Origin of the sequence: Frankia sp. CgMI4, assembly GCF_001756285.1 — a bacterium.
Lineage (GTDB): Bacteria > Actinomycetota > Actinomycetes > Frankiales > Frankiaceae > Frankia > Frankia casuarinae.
Genome location: NZ_MAQZ01000047.1, coordinates 99,770 through 115,244 on the forward strand (window position 1 = coordinate 99,770; position 15,475 = coordinate 115,244).

Sequence of the window (15,475 nt, forward strand, 5' to 3'; positions counted from 1 at the left end):
GTGATCCGTTCGGCCCGGTCGGTCAACGCCCGCGCGGGAATGCCGATACCTTTGTAGCCGAAGGTGYGACCTACCTCCGGTACGCCTGCGGTCTGAGTGCCTGCGGTCTGAGTGCCTGCGGTCAGAGTGCCAGCGGTCAGAGCAGGGTGCCGAAGACCTGCGTCCAGTAGCGACCATACTCGCCGCCGGTGGCCTGCCCGACGCCGATCTGGCGCAGCCGCGGGATGAGGATGTTCGCCCGGTGGCCGGGGCTGTTCATCCATCCCGTCACCACCTCGTCCGCGCTGCTCTGGCCGGCGGCGATGTTCTCGGCGACCTGGGCGTAGCGGTAGCCCAGAGCGCTCACCCGGTCGGACACCGTGCGTCCCTCCGGGCTGGTGTGCGCGAAGAAGCCACGGGTCGCCATGTCCACGCTGTGYGCCTCCGCGGCGGCGGCCAAGCGGTCGTCGACGGTCAGCGGCGCGAGACCCTCCCGGGCGCGCTCGGCATTGGTGAGCGTGACGACCCGCGCGAGCACGAGGGTCAGATCACCCTCCCGGGTACCCCGACCCGTGGAATCGGGGTACCCGGGAGGGTCACGGCGTTGACCCTGGCCCTGGTGGCCCTGGTGGCCCTGGTGGCCCTGGTCGCCCTGGTCGCCGTCGTCGATGTCGACTCCGAAGTCCCGGGCGAGACCGGCGAGGCCGTCCGCGTAGCCCTGCCCCACCGCCCGGATCTTCCACGCGGGGCCGCGCCGGTAGATCTCCACCAGCGTGACCACGGTCTCGCGGGACAACGGCGGTGGTGCGAAGCGGGCGATGAGGTCATCATGATCATTATGGATGGTGACGGCGAGAGCTGGCAGCCGTCCGAAGGGCGTCGTACCGTCCTCGGGGCTGGCGGCGATCACGACACGTTCGGCGCCCAGGCGCAGCCGGCCCGGATCGACGGTCACCGCGCCGCCCGAGAGTGCCACGCCTGGCGCCCTGGGCTGGTTGTAGAACACGAAGTCGCTGTCCGCGGCGACCTTGCCGTTCGCGCCGGTGACGAGCGCACAGACGTCGAAGGGACCGGCGARCCGGACCGAGACGGGGCCGGCAGGCAACGGCCCGTTCGCGCCAGGCACCAGGTCCCTCATCCGTTTCCACCCCTGTAGCCGTGGTCGTCCGCCATCRAGCGTTCGTCCGATGGTGCCATCCCGGACGTTTCGCGGTGTGCCCACGTTCCGTCACCCCCGACCAATCCGTGGGGTTAGGTAGCTTTCGCGAGGTTCTGTGGCTCTTATGCTATTCGGTGGCTCTCGTGGGGTTCGGTGGCTGTTGTGGCTGGTTTGATTGCCTTGTCGGTCTGTCCGGTCGTACCGTCACCTCGGTTGCCGTGATCATATGATCAATGGTCTGGCSTGCGGATTTTCCGGTGGGCTCACGCCGCTCATCGCGATCGAGGAGAGCCGGCGACCATTGGTGGGGGGCCGCTGAGGGATGATCGAGGCACCGTTCCGCGGTGCCCGGAGCAGGGTGGACCGCCGTTGAATGACGTCATGGGCTACGCCCTGCTCAGTCTGGGCACGGGCGCGCTCTACGCCCTCGTGGCCTCGGGTGTGGTGGTCATCGCCCGCGGGGCCGGCGTGCTCAACCTGGCCCAGGGCGCGCTGCTGGCCTGGGCGGCCTATGCCTTCCATGGGCTGCACGCCGGGTGGGGGCTGCCGCTCGGCCTCGCGGCGCCGCTGGCCGTGCTGTCGACGACCGTCATCGGGGTCGTGTTCCACCTGCTGGTGATGCGGCCACTGCGCGAGGCGACCTCGCTGCTGCGGCTGATGGCGACGCTCGGCCTGCTGATCATCTTGCAGTCGTTGCTGACGCTGATGTTCGCCGGTGCCGTGCGTACCTCCCCGACGGTGCTGCCGACCGGCAGGATAACGCTGTTCGACGAGCCCGTCGGCGTGTCCGTGTTCGTCCGGCTGGCTGTGGTCGCCGTGCTGGTCGCGGGGCTCTGGGCGGTGTTCCGGTTCACCACGGTGGGCCTCGCCGCGACGGTGGCGGCGGAGAACCTCAGGGCCGCCGCGACCTTCGGCTGGTCGGCGGACACCGTCGCCGCCGCTGCCTGGGGCGCCGGCAGCGCGCTGGCCGGTCTCGGCGGGGTCCTGCTCGCGCCGCTGCAGAACCCGTTGTCCTCGGCGAACCTGCTCCTGCTCATCGTCCCGGCGCTGGCGGTCGCGCTGGTCGCGCGGTTTCGCTCCTTCCCGATGGTGCTGGCGGGCGGGCTCGCCCTCGGGGTCGTCGAGGTGGAGACCCAGTTCCAGCTGGTCGCCGAGCACCCCTGGTGGCGCGGGGTCGACCGGGCTGTGCCGCTGGCGGTCATCGTCTTCTACCTCGCGATCCGCGGGCAGGGAATACCCGAACGCGGCCACCTCGCCGAACGTCAGCCTGCCCTCGGTAGCGGCCGGGTGCATCCGCGCGCCCTCGCGGTCACCGTGGCGGCCACCCTGGCGGCGATCTGGTGGCTGCTGCCGGTTDACTGGGTCGACGCGATCGACGCGAACGCCCTGTGGGCGCTGGTCATCCTGTCCGTCGTCGTGCTCGTCGGGTTCACCGGGCAGTTGTCCCTGGCGCAGCTCGCCYTTTCCGGCATCGCGGCGTTGATCGCCGGACGGCTCGTCGCGACCCGCGGCTGGCCGTTGGAGGCGGCCATGCTCGTCGGGGTCGCCGGCACGGCCGCGGTCGGACTGTTGTTCGCCCTGCCGGCGCTGCGGACCCGGGGCCTGCAGCTCGCGGTGGTGACCCTGGGCCTGGGCACCGCCGTCGACGCTCTGCTGTTCCAGCGCGGCTACCACTCCCCGGCACCGAGGAGCGCGGGCTCCATCGGTTCGCTGTTCGGCGATCTGGCCTCCCCGGAGGGCACGGTCGTCGGCCGTCAGACATTCCTCGGCATCGAGTTGGACAAGGTTGCCAACCCCCGCGGGTTCGCGACCGTCTCCGTCCTCGCCTTCGTCCTCGTCGCGCTGGCCGTCGCCAACCTGCGGCGCGGGCGCGCGGGCCGGCGACTGATCGCGGTGCGGACCAACGAGCGGGCCGCCGCCGCGCTCGGCATCAGCGTGGTCGGCGCGAAGCTCTACGCCTTCGCGCTGTCGGCGGCCATCGCCGGATTCGGCGGGGTGCTCTATGCGTTCTACGTCTACGGGGAGCGCGGGAACATCGACTATGGCGGTGGCGCCTTCGCGCCGTTCTCGTCGATCATGCTCATCGCCTACGCGGTGCTCGGCGGGGTCGGCTGGGTCAGCGGGGCGTTCGCCGGGGCGACGATGGCCGCCGGGGCGCTCGCGACCCGGCTCGGCGGCTGGGTCGGCGACCTGCTCGCCCGGCTCGGCGTGCTGCTGCGGGTCGTCGTGGCGGCCCTCGCCGGGCTGCTCGGCCTCGCCGCCGGTGCCTCGCTCGTCAGCGCGCCGCGCCCGCGCCGCCGGCTCGGCGCCGCCGCCCGGTACGCCCCCTGGGCCGTCGCCGCCGTCGCCGCCCTGGTCGCAGCGGTCTTCGGCGGCTGGGTGCGGGACTGGCTGGCCGAGCTCGACCGCTACGTGCCGCTGATCGGCGGGATCGTCCTCGTCGTCGTGCTGTCCCGGTCGGGTGGGGGCATGGCGCCGGAGAACGCCCGCACCGCCAGGCTGCTCCACGACCGGGTCCCGGCGGCGGCCGCCCGCCGCCGTCGCCGCGATGCCGCCCGCCTGGCCCGCCTGCTCGGCGCGCCGCCCGCCGCGCTGCCCGCCGTGCCCGCCGTCCTGTCGGTCTGGGGTCTGACGGTCCGGTTCGGCGCGGTCACCGCGGTGCGCTCGGTCGACCTGCGGGTGGAACCCGGTCAGATCGTCGGGATGATCGGCCCGAACGGCGCGGGCAAGACGACGGTCATCGACGCGATCACTGGTTACACCCCGTCCTCGGTCACGTCGGTCACGTCGATGACGTTGGGCGGCGTCCGGCTGGACCGTCTGCCGGCGCACCGGCGGGCCCGCGCCGGCATCAGCCGGTCGTTCCAGAACCTGGAGCTGTTCGACGATCTGACGGTCATCGAGAACATCCAGGCGGCCAGCGACCGCCGGGACACCCGCGCCTATCTCACCGACCTGCTGTTCCCCCGGGGACGTCCGCTTGAGCCGGCCGCGGTCGCCGCGGTCGACGCCTTYGGGCTGCGCGACGATCTCCTGCGCACCGTGGCGGAGCTTCCCTACGGTCGTCGTCGGCTGCTGGCCATCGCCCGGGCCGTCGCGGCGCGCCCCGCCGTGCTGCTGCTCGACGAGCCGTGCGCCGGGCTGGACGAATCGGAGAGCGCGGAGGTCGCGGGCCTGCTGCGTCGGCTCGCCGACGACTGGGGACTGGGCATCCTGCTCAACGAACACGACATGGACGTGGYCATGGGGGTCTGCGACCGGGTGGTCGTGCTGGACGCCGGGGAGCGCATCGCCGAGGGGACGCCGGAGCGGGTGCGCGACGACCCCCGGGTGCGGGTCGCCTGCCTGGGGGAGGCGGCGGTCCCGGCCCGGCCGGCCGTCTCCTGGACTCGGCCGGCCGTCTCCTGGACTCGGCCGGCCGTCTCCTGGACCCGGCGGGCCGTCTCCTGGACCCGGCCGGCCGGCCCGTCCGCGGGCGGGACCGGGGACCGCGTCGCCGACAGGACGGACCCGGCCCGGTTCGCGGCCGGCCCCGCGGTGCTGGCGGCGCGGGGCCTGTCCGCCGGCTACGGCAACGGCCCGGTGGTCCGCGACCTCAACCTGGAGGTTCACGCCGGCGAGGTCGTGACCCTGCTCGGCCCGAACGGCGCCGGCAAGACGACGACACTGCTGGCGCTGGCCGGCGCGATCCCGTCGGCGGGAGGCGAGGTCCTGCTCGCCGGGGCCGTGACGACCGCCGCGCTGCACGAACGGTGCCGACGTGGCCTGAGCCTGGTTCCCGAGGAACGCTCGGTCATCATGGACCTCACCGTCCGGGAGAATCTCCGGGTCGGTCGATGCGACCCGGACCTCGCCCTCGCGGTCTTCCCCGAGCTTGCCGAGCACCTCGATCGGCGGGCGGGGCTGCTCTCCGGGGGGCAGCAGCAGATGGTGACCCTCGCGCGCGCCTTGGYGCGCCGGCCCACGGTTCTGCTCGCCGACGAGCTCTCGCTGGGCCTCGCGCCGCGCGTCGTGGACCGTCTGCTGGCGGCGGTGCGCGCCGCCGCGGACGATGGGCTCGCCGTGATCCTCGTCGAGCAGCACGTCCRCAGCGCCCTGTCGATCGCCGATCGGGTGCACGTCCTGCGGCATGGGGCCCTCGCCTGGTCGGGCACCGCCGCCCAGGCCCGTGCCGACCGGGAGACCCTGCTCGGCGCCTATCTGTCACCCGGACGGCCGGCGGACTCCGGCAATGGCGCCCCATCCGGCAATGGCGCCCTCAGCGGCCCGCGTGCCTGACCCGGGTCAGCGCGTGCCTCAGAGTCAGGAGGCGGCCCGGCGCAGGATGTCCAGGCCGGAGTAGGTCTCCRGGCCGAGTGGCACGAAGCTCTTCGACGCGCTGTCCCAGCGGGCTCCCCGCAGCGTGGTGTTGAAGATCCGTTCCGCCCCGGGGATCGGCGTCGTCGCCGTGAGGTTCAGCCGCGGGACGATGCCGCCCAGGTCCAGGTCGGTGGTCCGGTTGAGCTGGTCGAGCAGGGTGCGGGCGGTGAGCGGGCCGGACACCTTGTTGCCCACCTTCTCGGCGATCTGCACGGACAGCCACGCGCCGGTGGTGGTCGTCGTGGTGCGTAGCGCGGGGGCCGCGTCCGCGTCCCCGCCGGCCTGCTCGGCGTCCAGTTCGGAGATCATCCGGGCCACCTCGGGGAACTGGCCGGCCTGGCTCAGCTCGGGGAACGCGGTCGCGACCACGAGGTTGTCCGCGGCCGGACCGAGCGTCGACAGGTACTTCGGCGAGAGGGTTCCGGCCGCGTGGCAGGTCCGGACCCGCTGGCCGGCCTGGGAGATCACCGCGTAGGCGGCCTGGTCGAACACGACGAGCACGGCTCCGTCGGCACCGGACCGGGTGAGCTGGGAGATCGCCGGGGTGAAGTCGCTCGTCGTGATCGGAATACGGATCTTCGGATTGATCGGACGGTTCACCGCCTTCGCGCCGCCCTCGGCCATGATGATGAGCCGGTCGCTGGCGCTGAGGTCGTAGCCGACCAGCCCGAGGCGGGTGGCTCCCGCCTTGGCGAGCAACGACGGGCAGACCGCGGGGTAGAGCGCCAGCGGGCTGATGACGTAGCTGATCGGAGAGCTGAGCTCGGATCCGTCGGCCGAGATCCCGGCCGAACCGATGGACGGGATCCCCGCGTTCTCCAGGATGGGCATGATCCCACCCGAGCCGCTGACCTCGCCGACGACCGCGAGCACGTGCTGATCCACCGCCTGCTGGGCGCACTTCCTGGCCACGGCGGCGTCGTTCTTCTCGTTGCAGTGCACGAGCTCGACCCGGTGGCCGGCGATCCCACCCCGGGCGTTGACCCCGCGCACGGCGGCCCGGGCGGCGGCCACCATCTCCGGGTAGTTCGTTCCGGACGTGCCCACCGGGGCGATGATCATCAGTTTGACCGTTGATCCGGCCGAGGACGTGCCGGTGGCTTCGCCGTCCGAGTCGCCACCGCACGCGGCGAGCGTTCCCGCCAGCACGGCGCCCAGAACCGCCGCGGCGAGCCACCGGAGCCCGTACCGTCGTCCCACCGTGCCGCCTCCTCGTCGAGCGTGCCTCGTCCGCGTTCCGTGTTCCGGTCCCCTGCCGGGCCCCGCTGTCCCCTGCCGGGCCCCGCCACGGTAGACCTGCCTGCTCAGGACAGATACGCCCGGGTTGGCTGGGACCCGCGGGAGCCTCGGCGTGGGATCGCGTCCCGGCGTCAGAGCACCTCAGAGCACCTCAGAGCACCTGAGGTCACCTGAGGTCACCTCAGAGCACCTGGGACCAGGCGTAGGTGAACCCCATGATCTGGTCGGCGAGGGTGTCCAGGCGGGCCGCGACGGTCCGGTCGAGCACTCGCCCGTGCGGGTCGAAGAGCGGCACCGCGGTGTTCAGGGTGACGCCCAGCGGGGTCGRCCAGCCGCGCAGGGCGTGCACCGTCGAGCGCAGGGCCGTCAGCGTCGTCCCGGCCGCCTGCGTGCCCCGGGCGCCGACGATCAGTGCGACCGCCCGGCCGTCCAGGTAGGGCCGGGGCGCGCCGCGCAGGTCCTCCAGATAGTCCAGGGCGTTCTTGACCTGGCCCGATATCCCGCCGTGGTAGCCGGGAGTCGCGATCACGAGGCYGTCGGCCCGTTCGACGGCGGCGAGGAGGCGCAGCGCGGCGGCRGGACGTTCCTGGCGTTCCGGCGCGTACATCGGCAGGTCCAGGTCCGCCGCACCGAGCAGCATCGTCTCCGCGCCGGCCTGCCCCATCATCGCCAGCACCGTCGCCAGGGCCTGGTGGGTGGTGGAGTTCGCCCGGCTGCTGCCACCGATGCCGACGATTAACGGGCGGYGGCGACGGGCCCGCACCGGACCGGGACCGTCCGGCGGCATGTCGGGCGAACGGTGCGCCGAGACCCGGCTGGGCAGCCMGGAGACGGGATCCGTACCGACCGTCTGGCTGCGCCCGCTCCTCGGTTCGCCGTTGCTGGCACCCGGTTGGAACATGCCGAATGTGTCTCCCACTACCCCTCCTCGTCCCGGATCCGGCATCCCGGTCCGGCATCCCGGTCCGGCGTCCCGGATCTGGCTCATGTCGGTCCGGCGATGGACCGCCACCCGCGTACCGTCGCGTCTGTCCTATCGCGGATGTCCTGTCCGATGTCCTATCGGACGGGCTGACCACACCGATCGAGGGGGTTGCGGGTCCGGCGCAGCGCAGCCGGCAGCGCGCGAGCGCCCGGCCCCAGCTCGGCGATCCGGTCGTGYGGATTCGAGATGCGGCAGCTTCGCAGCGACAAGCAGCCGCAGCCGATGCACGAGTTGAGTCCGTCACGCAGAGCGACCAGGGCCGCGATCTCGTCGTCCAGCCGGCCGCGCCACCGCCGCGAGATCGCGGACCAGTCCGCCTTGGTCGGCGTGCGCGACTCGGGCAGCGTCGACAGGGTCTCCCGCACCTCGTCGAGACTGAGCCCGACCGCGGTGGCGGCGCGGATGAACGCCAGCCGCCGCAGGACATGGCGCTCGTACCGGCGCTGCCCACCCGAGGTCCGGGTGGCGGTGAGCAGGCCCTGCTGTTCGTAGAAGCGCAGCGCCGACGCGGCGAAGCCACTTCGCTGCGAGAGCTCACCCACAGTCATCATATCGGTAGGAAGCATGCCCGCAGACTATGGCGTTGAAGTTGAACTCAACATGAGGTTCCCGGAACCCGGCGGCGCCGCGACGGGCTGGTCGTCACGCCTCGTCACGCCTCGTCCCGTCATGTCCCGTCACGCATCGTCATGCTTCGCCGCCCCTCGTTGCCCCGCGTCGCCCCTCGTCACGCCTCGGCTTCGTGGTAACGGGGATCACCCCGGGCCGTCCCGGCAGCGCGTTTGCCGCGGTCGCCGCCCATGGCAGGCTTCGTCGCAATGGACGACATCACGCATCGGCGGTTCAACCCGCTCACCGGCCGTTGGGTTCTGGTCTCGCCGGGGCGGACGCGGCGACCGTGGCACGGCGGTCAGGAACCACCGCCGGTGCCGGCCGCGGTCGCCCATGATCCTCTATGCGACCTCTGCCCGGGTAACCTCCGGGCCGGCGGTGAACGTAACCCCTCCTACTCCGGTACCTACGTGTTCACCAACGACTTCCCGGCGCTGCGTCCCGACCCGGTTCGGCCCGCAGCCCTGCTCGTCGCCCCGCCCGCCGACCCGCCTGTCGCCCCGTCCGCCGACCCGGCCCCGGTGTGGCCGGCGGGTCCCGGATCGGGCCTGCTGCGCAGCGAACCGGCCCGGGGGACCTGCCGGGTCGTGTGCTTCGGCCCTCGTCATGATCGCGGGCTCGTCGACATGACTCCGGCCGAGGTCCGGGCGGTCGTGGACACCTGGGCGGCGCAGGAGGAGGAACTCTCCCGCACCTGGCGCTGGGTGCAGGTCTTCGAGAACCGCGGCACCGCGATGGGCGCGTCGAACCCGCACCCCCACGGTCAGATCTGGGCCTGCGACGCGTTGCCCGACGAGCCAGCCGCCGAGGACGCGCGGCAGCGGGAGCACTTCGCCCGGTCTGGCAGCTCCCTGCTGATGGACTACGCCGAGATCGAGACGGCGGCGGGGGAGCGGGTGATCCTGGCGGAGGAGCACTGGCTCGTCGTCGTGCCGTTCTGGGCGCTGTGGCCGTTCGAGACCCTGCTCCTGCCCCGGCATCCGGTCGACCGCCTCGCCGCGCTCTCCGACGACCAGCGGGACGGGCTGTCCCGCCTGCTCGGCCGCCTCCTCACCGGCTACGACGCCCTGTTCGACCATCCTTTCCCGTTCTCGATGGGCTGGCACGGGGCTCCCGGGCCGCATCCCGCGCCCGGACCCCGGCCGGGGCCGGAGCTGGGGTCGGAGCCGGAGCCGGAGTCGGGGCTGGGGCCGGAGTGGGGGCTGGGGCCGGACCTTGATCCTGGTTGGGGACCCGGCGATCCACCCGCGGCGTTCTGGCAGCTGCACGCCCACTTCTATCCGCCGTTGCTGYGCTCCCCGACCATTCGCAAGCATCAGGTCGGCTACGAGATGCTCGCCGACGTGCAGCGCGACCTCACCCCGGAGGCAGCCGCGGACCGGCTGCGCGCCGTCATGGCTCCCGTCGCCGCGAACCGGACCTGAGCCGAGCCCGCGCGGCCGTGGTCATTCCGCGTGCCGCAGGGCCCGCGACTCCCCGACACTGGCGTCATGAGAGCCGCCGAGTATCCGGCCACCGAGCATCCGGCCACCGAGCGTGCGGTGCGCGCGTTCGTCGAGACCTACGGAGAGCGGCCCACCCACCTCGTCCGCGCGCCCGCCCGGGTGAACCTCATCGGCGAGCACACCGACTACAACGACGGCTTCTGTCTTCCGGTGGCCATCGACCGGGAGCTGTGCATCGCCCTGCGCCGTAACGAGGCACCCGAGCTCCGGCTGGTGTCCGAGCAGGACGCGGTGCCCGCCGTGATCCCGCTGCCGCCGCCGGGCCTCGACACGCCGGTGTCCGCCCGGGCACCCGGATGGGTCCGRTATGTCGAAGGCGTCGCGGTGATGCTGGCCGCCGAGTCGGCCTCCCGCGCCGCCGCCGGATCGGGGGGCTCCCGTGCCGCCGCCGGGTCGGGCTTCCCCGCCGGAGGGGGCTTGGTGCCCTGGCGTGGCACGCTGGCCAGCGACATCCCCGTCGGCGCGGGACTGTCCTCCTCGGCCGCGCTGGAGCTGGCCGTCGCCCTGGCCGGTGCGCATCTCGCCGGGTTGACGCCATCGCCGACGGAGCTCGCGCTGCTCGCCCAGCGGGCGGAGAACCTCTGGGTGGGGGCGGCGACGGGCCTGCTCGACCAGTTCGCCTGCGCCGCAGGCGTGGCCGGCCACGCGCTGCGGATCGACTGCCGCACGCTGACAACCGAGCCGGTGCCGCTGCCGGGCGGGCTGGCCGTGGTGGTCATCGACACCGGCTCGCGCCGACAGGTGGTGACCAGCGAGTACGCCACCCGCCGGGCGGAGTGTGAGCGGGCGGCGCGGGCGCTGGGCGTCGCCGCGCTGCGGGACCTCACGCCCCGGTCGATGGACGAGGCGGTGGCCCGGCTCGGCAGGTCCGCCCGGTCGGATGGGACAACCCGGCCGGGCGGAGCGGCCGGCGGGACCGGGCCGGATCCGGTCGCGCTGGATCCGGTCGCGCTGGATCCGGCCGCGCTGCGCCGGGCCCGGTTCGTCGTCGCCGAGAACGCCCGGGTCGACGCCGTCGCCGCGGCACTGCGCGCGGGCGACGCCCCAACGGCCGGGCGGCTGTTGCTGGCGGGGCATCGCGGGATCCGGGAGGACTTCGAGGTGTCGGGTCCGGAACTCGACGCGGCGGTCCAGGCGGCTTCGGCGGCTCCGGGGTGCTTCGGCGCCCGGATGACCGGCGGTGGTTTCGCGGGCTGTGCGGTGGCCCTCGTCGACCGGTCCCGGCTGACCGCCTTCACCGACGCGTTCGAGCCGGCGTATACCGCGCTCACCGACCGGCGGGCCGTGCTGCACGTCTGCTCGGCGGTCGCCGGCACGTCCGTCCTGGACCTCGGGTAGCGACCGGGGGGCGGAAGTCGGCGGCCCATGGTGGGGGCGAGCTCCGCGGCCAGATCGGCGAGGGGCGCACGGAAGATCATGGTCAGGGCGGGATGGGAACAGCAGGCCGCACGGCCCAGGCCCGCGTCACACCTGGTCGCACTCGTGCGGCCCTTCTCATGTCCCGCGGGCCACTCGTCCCGTCCGATCCCCAAGTCCCGTCCGATCCCCAAGTCCCACCCGATCCTCAGGCCGTTGACAGCGTCCACGTCTGCCGCATCCCRGATTTTGTCGAGACGGAGTGGCTCGGCGTCGCAATGGGCAGCCGGAGCTCGATGCTCATGGCTGTCGATCATGGCTCTGGCCTGGGCTGTTGCACTACCGCCGGACCGCTGCAAAAGTAGCCCCTGGACCATCGTAGATCATGGCGTTGACCTGCAGCTTTACCAGCGGGTCGCTGATCATCCCTGGAGGGATCGCAACACCGGTACCACCGCGGCCGGTCCGGCACATCAAGATGTCGCTGATCATCCCTGGAGGGACCGTGGTGGGGGGCACGGCGGGCCGGTGATGGTGGGATCATGACGGTGAGCCTCAGGGACGGGAGAAGACTGTGATGTCYGAGGAAACCGCCGATCCGTCAGGTGAGCCCGCGGCCGAGCGTGAACCGGGGGCGCGGTCGCCAGCCGGTCGGGAACCGTCCGGGCAGCCGGCGCCCGATGCCGAGCCGGGGCCGGACGCCGACGCGGGGGCGGATGAGGCTGGGGCGACGTTTGCGGGCAGGTTCGACTTCCGTCCGGTCGACTGGGACGGCTCGTTCAGCAGGGTGTGGAGGGCGCGGCATGGCCAGGAGCTGACGAATGAGCTTGCCGCCGAACAGGAGCGGCGGGAGAACCGGAAGTGGTTCGAGYGGTATAGGCAGGAGCTGCTGGACCGGATGGATGCGGAGTCCGCCCGGGAGGCGGCACGGCGCCGGGCGGAGGACCGCGAGCGGGCGGTGGCGGAGGGCGGGCGGCCGGCGCGGGGGGCGGCGGACGAGGCGCTGCTCCGCAAGCTGGAGCTGCTTGATCGATTTCCGCCCGTCGACCCCGTCGACCCCGACGAGCCGGCCGCATCCGACGAGCCAGCCGACCCGCGGTGACCGGCGTGCCGGCGCCAGTCAGGGGTCGCGGTGGCGGAATCTCGGCTCCACCGGGATCGGCCGTTCGAGGGGCGGCGGCTGATCGTGGCGGGTCTCGCCGACAGTGTCGGCGAGGGTGCGACGGGCCCGGGTGCTGTCCGGATAGAACGGGCCGTGCTCGCGCAGCGCGTCGGTGAGCGCGGCGCGGTAGAGGGGGACGGCGTCGGCGGGCCGGCCGGCCTGGCGGTAGGTGTCGGCGAGGGCGCCCCGGGTGGCGCGGGTGTCGGGGTGGCCGGGGCCGAGGAGCCGCTCGCGGACGGCGAGGACACGTTCGTTCAGGCCGACGGCCTGCGGAAGCCGGCCGGTGGTCCGGTAGACCTCGGCGAGCCCGTCGGCGGTGCGCAGGGTGCGCGCGTCGCCGACGCCGTGCGCCCGGCTCCGGTCGGCGAGCAGCCGTTCGAGCAGCGGCACGGCCGCCTCAAGCTGCCCGGTGCGCCGGTAGGTCGTCGCGAGGGCGTTCCGGGCCTCGACAGTGTAAGGGTGCGCGCGGCCGAGGACGTGCTCGTGGCGGTCGAGGGCGCGTTCGAGATGGGGGACGGCCTCGCCGGGCCGGCCCAGCCTGAGGTGGGCGGTGGCGAGGCTCTCGCGGGTCTCGGTGGTCTCGGGGTGGTCGGGGCCGAGGGCGCGTTCCCGGCCGGTCAGCGCGCGGCCGAACTCGCGTGCGGCGTCGTCGAGCCGTCCGGCGTACAGGTGGGCGCGGGCGAGTCCGTCGACCGTTTCGAGGGTGTCGGGGTGGTCGGGGCCGAGGGTGCGCTCGCGGCCGGTCAGCGCGCGGCCGAACTCGCGCGTGGCGTCGTCGAGCCGTCCGGCCTGGTGATGGGTGACGGCGAGCTGGTGGCGGGTGCCGAGGGCGGCGGGATGCTCGGGGCCGAGGACCCGTTCGCGGGCGGCGAGGGTCTGCTCGAACAGCGGCACGGCGTCGCCCACCGCGCCGATCCGGCGGTAGGCGACGGCGAGGCTGTGGCGGGTGTCGAGGGTGGCGGGGTGCTCCGGGCCGAGGATCCGCCGCTGGTCGGCGAGGGTGTCCCGCAGCAGCCGGGCCGCCTCGTCGCCGCGGCCGGCGGCGTCGTAGGCGCGGCCGAGGCTGTGCCGGCCTTCCAGGGTGTCGGGGTGCTCGGGGCCGAGGATGCGTTCCCGGGTGGCGAGGGTGCGCTGGAACATCTCGACCGCGCGGTCGGTCTGGCCGACCTTCTGGAATAGCTGGGCTAGGGTGTCCCGGCTGACCAGGGTGTCGGGGTGCTCGGGGCCGAGGATGCGTTCGCGGTCGGCGACGGTGTGTTCGGCCAGGCGGCCGGCGGCGTCGATCCGTCCGGCGCCGAGGGCGACCCGCGCGAGGGTCTCCCGGCAGGCCAGGGTGTCGACGTGCACCGGGCCGTCGAGCCGCTCGCGGGCGGCCAGGGCGCGGGCCGCGAGGGGGAGGGCCTGATCGGCTCGGCCCTGCCCGAGCAGGTAGGCCGCCGAGCGTTCCGCCAGCCAGGCGGCCTCCGGCCCGTCGGCCTCCGGCCCGTCGGCGTCGGTGGAGTCGGCGTCGGTGGAGTCGGCGTCGGTGGCGTCGAGCACGGCGAGCGTGTGCGGGAGCAGCTCCCGCCAGGCGGGCCAGGCTTCCGGGTTGGCCGTGACGGCGTCGGGCAGGGCCGCGCGCAGCATCCGGGCCATGGTCGCGACGATCTCGTCGGCCTGGTCGGGGCCGGTGTGGGTGTGCACGGCGGCCCGCACCAGCCGGTGCATCGTCACGGTGTCCGCGTCGCGGTGGGCCAGGCCGTACCGCTCCAGGACGCCGACGGTGTCGGCGAGGGCGAGCGGGTCGCCGGCCGCCGCCCGCAGCCCGGAATCGGGGATCACGTCCGGCTCGGCGGTGAACAGCCGGATCGGGATCGGTTCGTTGTCGCCGTGCGCGACGATCCGCAGCAGGTGGCCGGCGGCCGGTGCCTCGGCGTCGAGCCGGCGGATCGGCTCGTCCCAGAGGGTGGCGGCGGTGGCCCCGGGCCGCCCGCTCACCTCCCCCTGCGCCAGGAGGACCTCCGGCCGGTCGATTAACACCTGAAGGTAGGTCTCGGCGGGGGTGCGGCCGGTGCTGATGCGGTGGGCGGCCTGGTCGAGGGCGAGCGGGTGGTCCCCGAGCCGCTCGGCGATCCGGTCGGCGACCGTCCGTTCGACGGCGGGCAGCCGGCCGGCGAGCAGGGTGACGGACTCGGCCCGGTCCATCGGTCCGACCGGCACGACCGGGCCGAGATGGTCCCAGCCGGGGTTGCGGGAGGTCAGTAGCAGCCGGCCGGGTTCGGTGGGCCGCAGCCAGTCCGGCAGCGTGTCGGCGTCGGCGGTGTCGTCGAGGACGATCAGCCAGCGGCCGTCGGCCCGGCCGAGGTTCGCGATCACGGCGGCCGGTTCCGCGTGGCCGGGCAGGCCCACCGCCGGGGCGAGCTCGCGCACCCGCTCGCCGATCAGCTCGGGGCGTTTCGCCGGCACCCACCACACGGCGTCGAGATCCGCCCGGTGCTGGCGGACGTACTCGGTGACCAGGCTGGTCTTCCCGATCCCCGCGATTCCCGTCACGGTGACCAGCGGCGAGCGGGACAGCGCCTCGTCGAGCCGGGCGAGCGCGGCCGTCCGGCCGACGAACCGGGCCGGCTGATCCGGCACGTTCCACACCGCCGGCAGCTCCGGCGGGAAGATCCCCCGCCGGCCCGGGAAGCCCGGCGGCTGTTCCGGTTGTGGCCGGTCGCCGCGCAGGGCCGCGAGCAGGCTGGCCCGGACGGCGATCTCGCTGCGGTCGAACAGGTCGACCGGGACGAGTTGGCCTAGCAGACCGGGCAGCGGCCGGTCCGCCACCCTGGTCACCAGCAGCCGGCGTTCGCCTCCGGTCGGGTCGGCCGACCACGCCGCCGCCCATTCGGCGACCGCGGGCGAGGAGCGCAGGTAGCCGTCGGAGACCACCGCGATCGTGTGCCGGGCCTGGCTCACCGCCCGGTCCAGCCACCCCACCCGATGCGTCCCCGCCGGCGCCCAGGACTCAAGCAGGACCTGGTAGCCGGCATCCTCCAACGTCCCGGCGATCCATTCGGCCCAGGCCCGCCCGTCGTCCGCGTACGACACGAAACAGTCGGGAGCGCCGTGCCCATCGCCCCCGCCGGTCACCGTCC

The 15,475-nt window shown here is 73.7% G+C and carries 9 protein-coding genes; 4 read left to right on the forward strand and 5 right to left on the reverse strand.

Features of this window, described 5'->3' with window-relative positions; translation table 11 throughout:
- Positions 1–136: 136 nt before the first annotated feature.
- On the reverse strand, positions 137–1,117 hold the full coding sequence (locus Manayef4_RS05580) for a CAP domain-containing protein (protein ID WP_070130866.1): 981 nt from the start codon (positions 1,115–1,117) through the stop codon (positions 137–139).
- A 390-nt stretch (positions 1,118–1,507) separates the two neighbouring features.
- Here Manayef4_RS05580 and Manayef4_RS05585 point away from each other — a divergent pair, with 390 nt between their 5' ends.
- Positions 1,508–5,416, forward strand: coding sequence for an ATP-binding cassette domain-containing protein (locus tag Manayef4_RS05585; RefSeq protein ID WP_070130867.1), 3,909 nt, complete (start codon positions 1,508–1,510; stop codon positions 5,414–5,416).
- Positions 5,417–5,440: 24 nt separating this feature from the next.
- Here the strand turns inward: Manayef4_RS05585 and Manayef4_RS05590 are convergent, their stop codons facing one another.
- From Manayef4_RS05590 to soxR, 3 genes are all read right to left on the reverse strand, one after another.
- Complete coding sequence (locus Manayef4_RS05590) at positions 5,441–6,697, reverse strand: ABC transporter substrate-binding protein (RefSeq protein ID WP_070130868.1); 1,257 nt, start codon at positions 6,695–6,697, stop codon at positions 5,441–5,443.
- 220 nt (positions 6,698–6,917) lie between these two features.
- Entirely contained in the window at positions 6,918–7,655 is a 738-nt protein-coding gene (locus tag Manayef4_RS05595; protein WP_254665477.1) for an NADPH-dependent FMN reductase, read from the reverse strand.
- A gap of 140 nt (positions 7,656–7,795) precedes the next feature.
- Positions 7,796–8,287, reverse strand: coding sequence for a redox-sensitive transcriptional activator SoxR (gene soxR, locus Manayef4_RS05600; protein WP_011437832.1), 492 nt, complete (start codon positions 8,285–8,287; stop codon positions 7,796–7,798).
- A gap of 252 nt (positions 8,288–8,539) precedes the next feature.
- Here soxR and Manayef4_RS05605 point away from each other — a divergent pair, with 252 nt between their 5' ends.
- The 3 genes from Manayef4_RS05605 (at position 8,540) to Manayef4_RS24780 (ending at position 12,296) form a co-directional block, all read left to right on the forward strand.
- Positions 8,540–9,757, forward strand: a complete 1,218-nt coding sequence (locus tag Manayef4_RS05605; protein WP_254665478.1) for a UDP-glucose--hexose-1-phosphate uridylyltransferase — start codon at positions 8,540–8,542, stop codon at positions 9,755–9,757.
- Between the two features lie 66 nt (positions 9,758–9,823).
- Positions 9,824–11,176: a galactokinase gene (galK, locus tag Manayef4_RS05610; RefSeq protein ID WP_023840340.1), complete on the forward strand. Its 1,353-nt coding sequence runs from the start codon at positions 9,824–9,826 to the stop codon at positions 11,174–11,176.
- Positions 11,177–11,771: 595 nt separating this feature from the next.
- Positions 11,772–12,296 (forward strand): hypothetical protein, encoded by a 525-nt coding sequence (locus tag Manayef4_RS24780; protein WP_070130870.1) that lies wholly within the window; start codon positions 11,772–11,774, stop codon positions 12,294–12,296.
- 18 nt (positions 12,297–12,314) lie between these two features.
- On the opposite strand, the gene fxsT is transcribed toward Manayef4_RS24780, so the two are convergent.
- Complete coding sequence (gene fxsT / locus Manayef4_RS05620) at positions 12,315–15,470, reverse strand: FxSxx-COOH system tetratricopeptide repeat protein (RefSeq protein ID WP_023840338.1); 3,156 nt, start codon at positions 15,468–15,470, stop codon at positions 12,315–12,317.
- Positions 15,471–15,475: the final 5 nt, after the last annotated feature.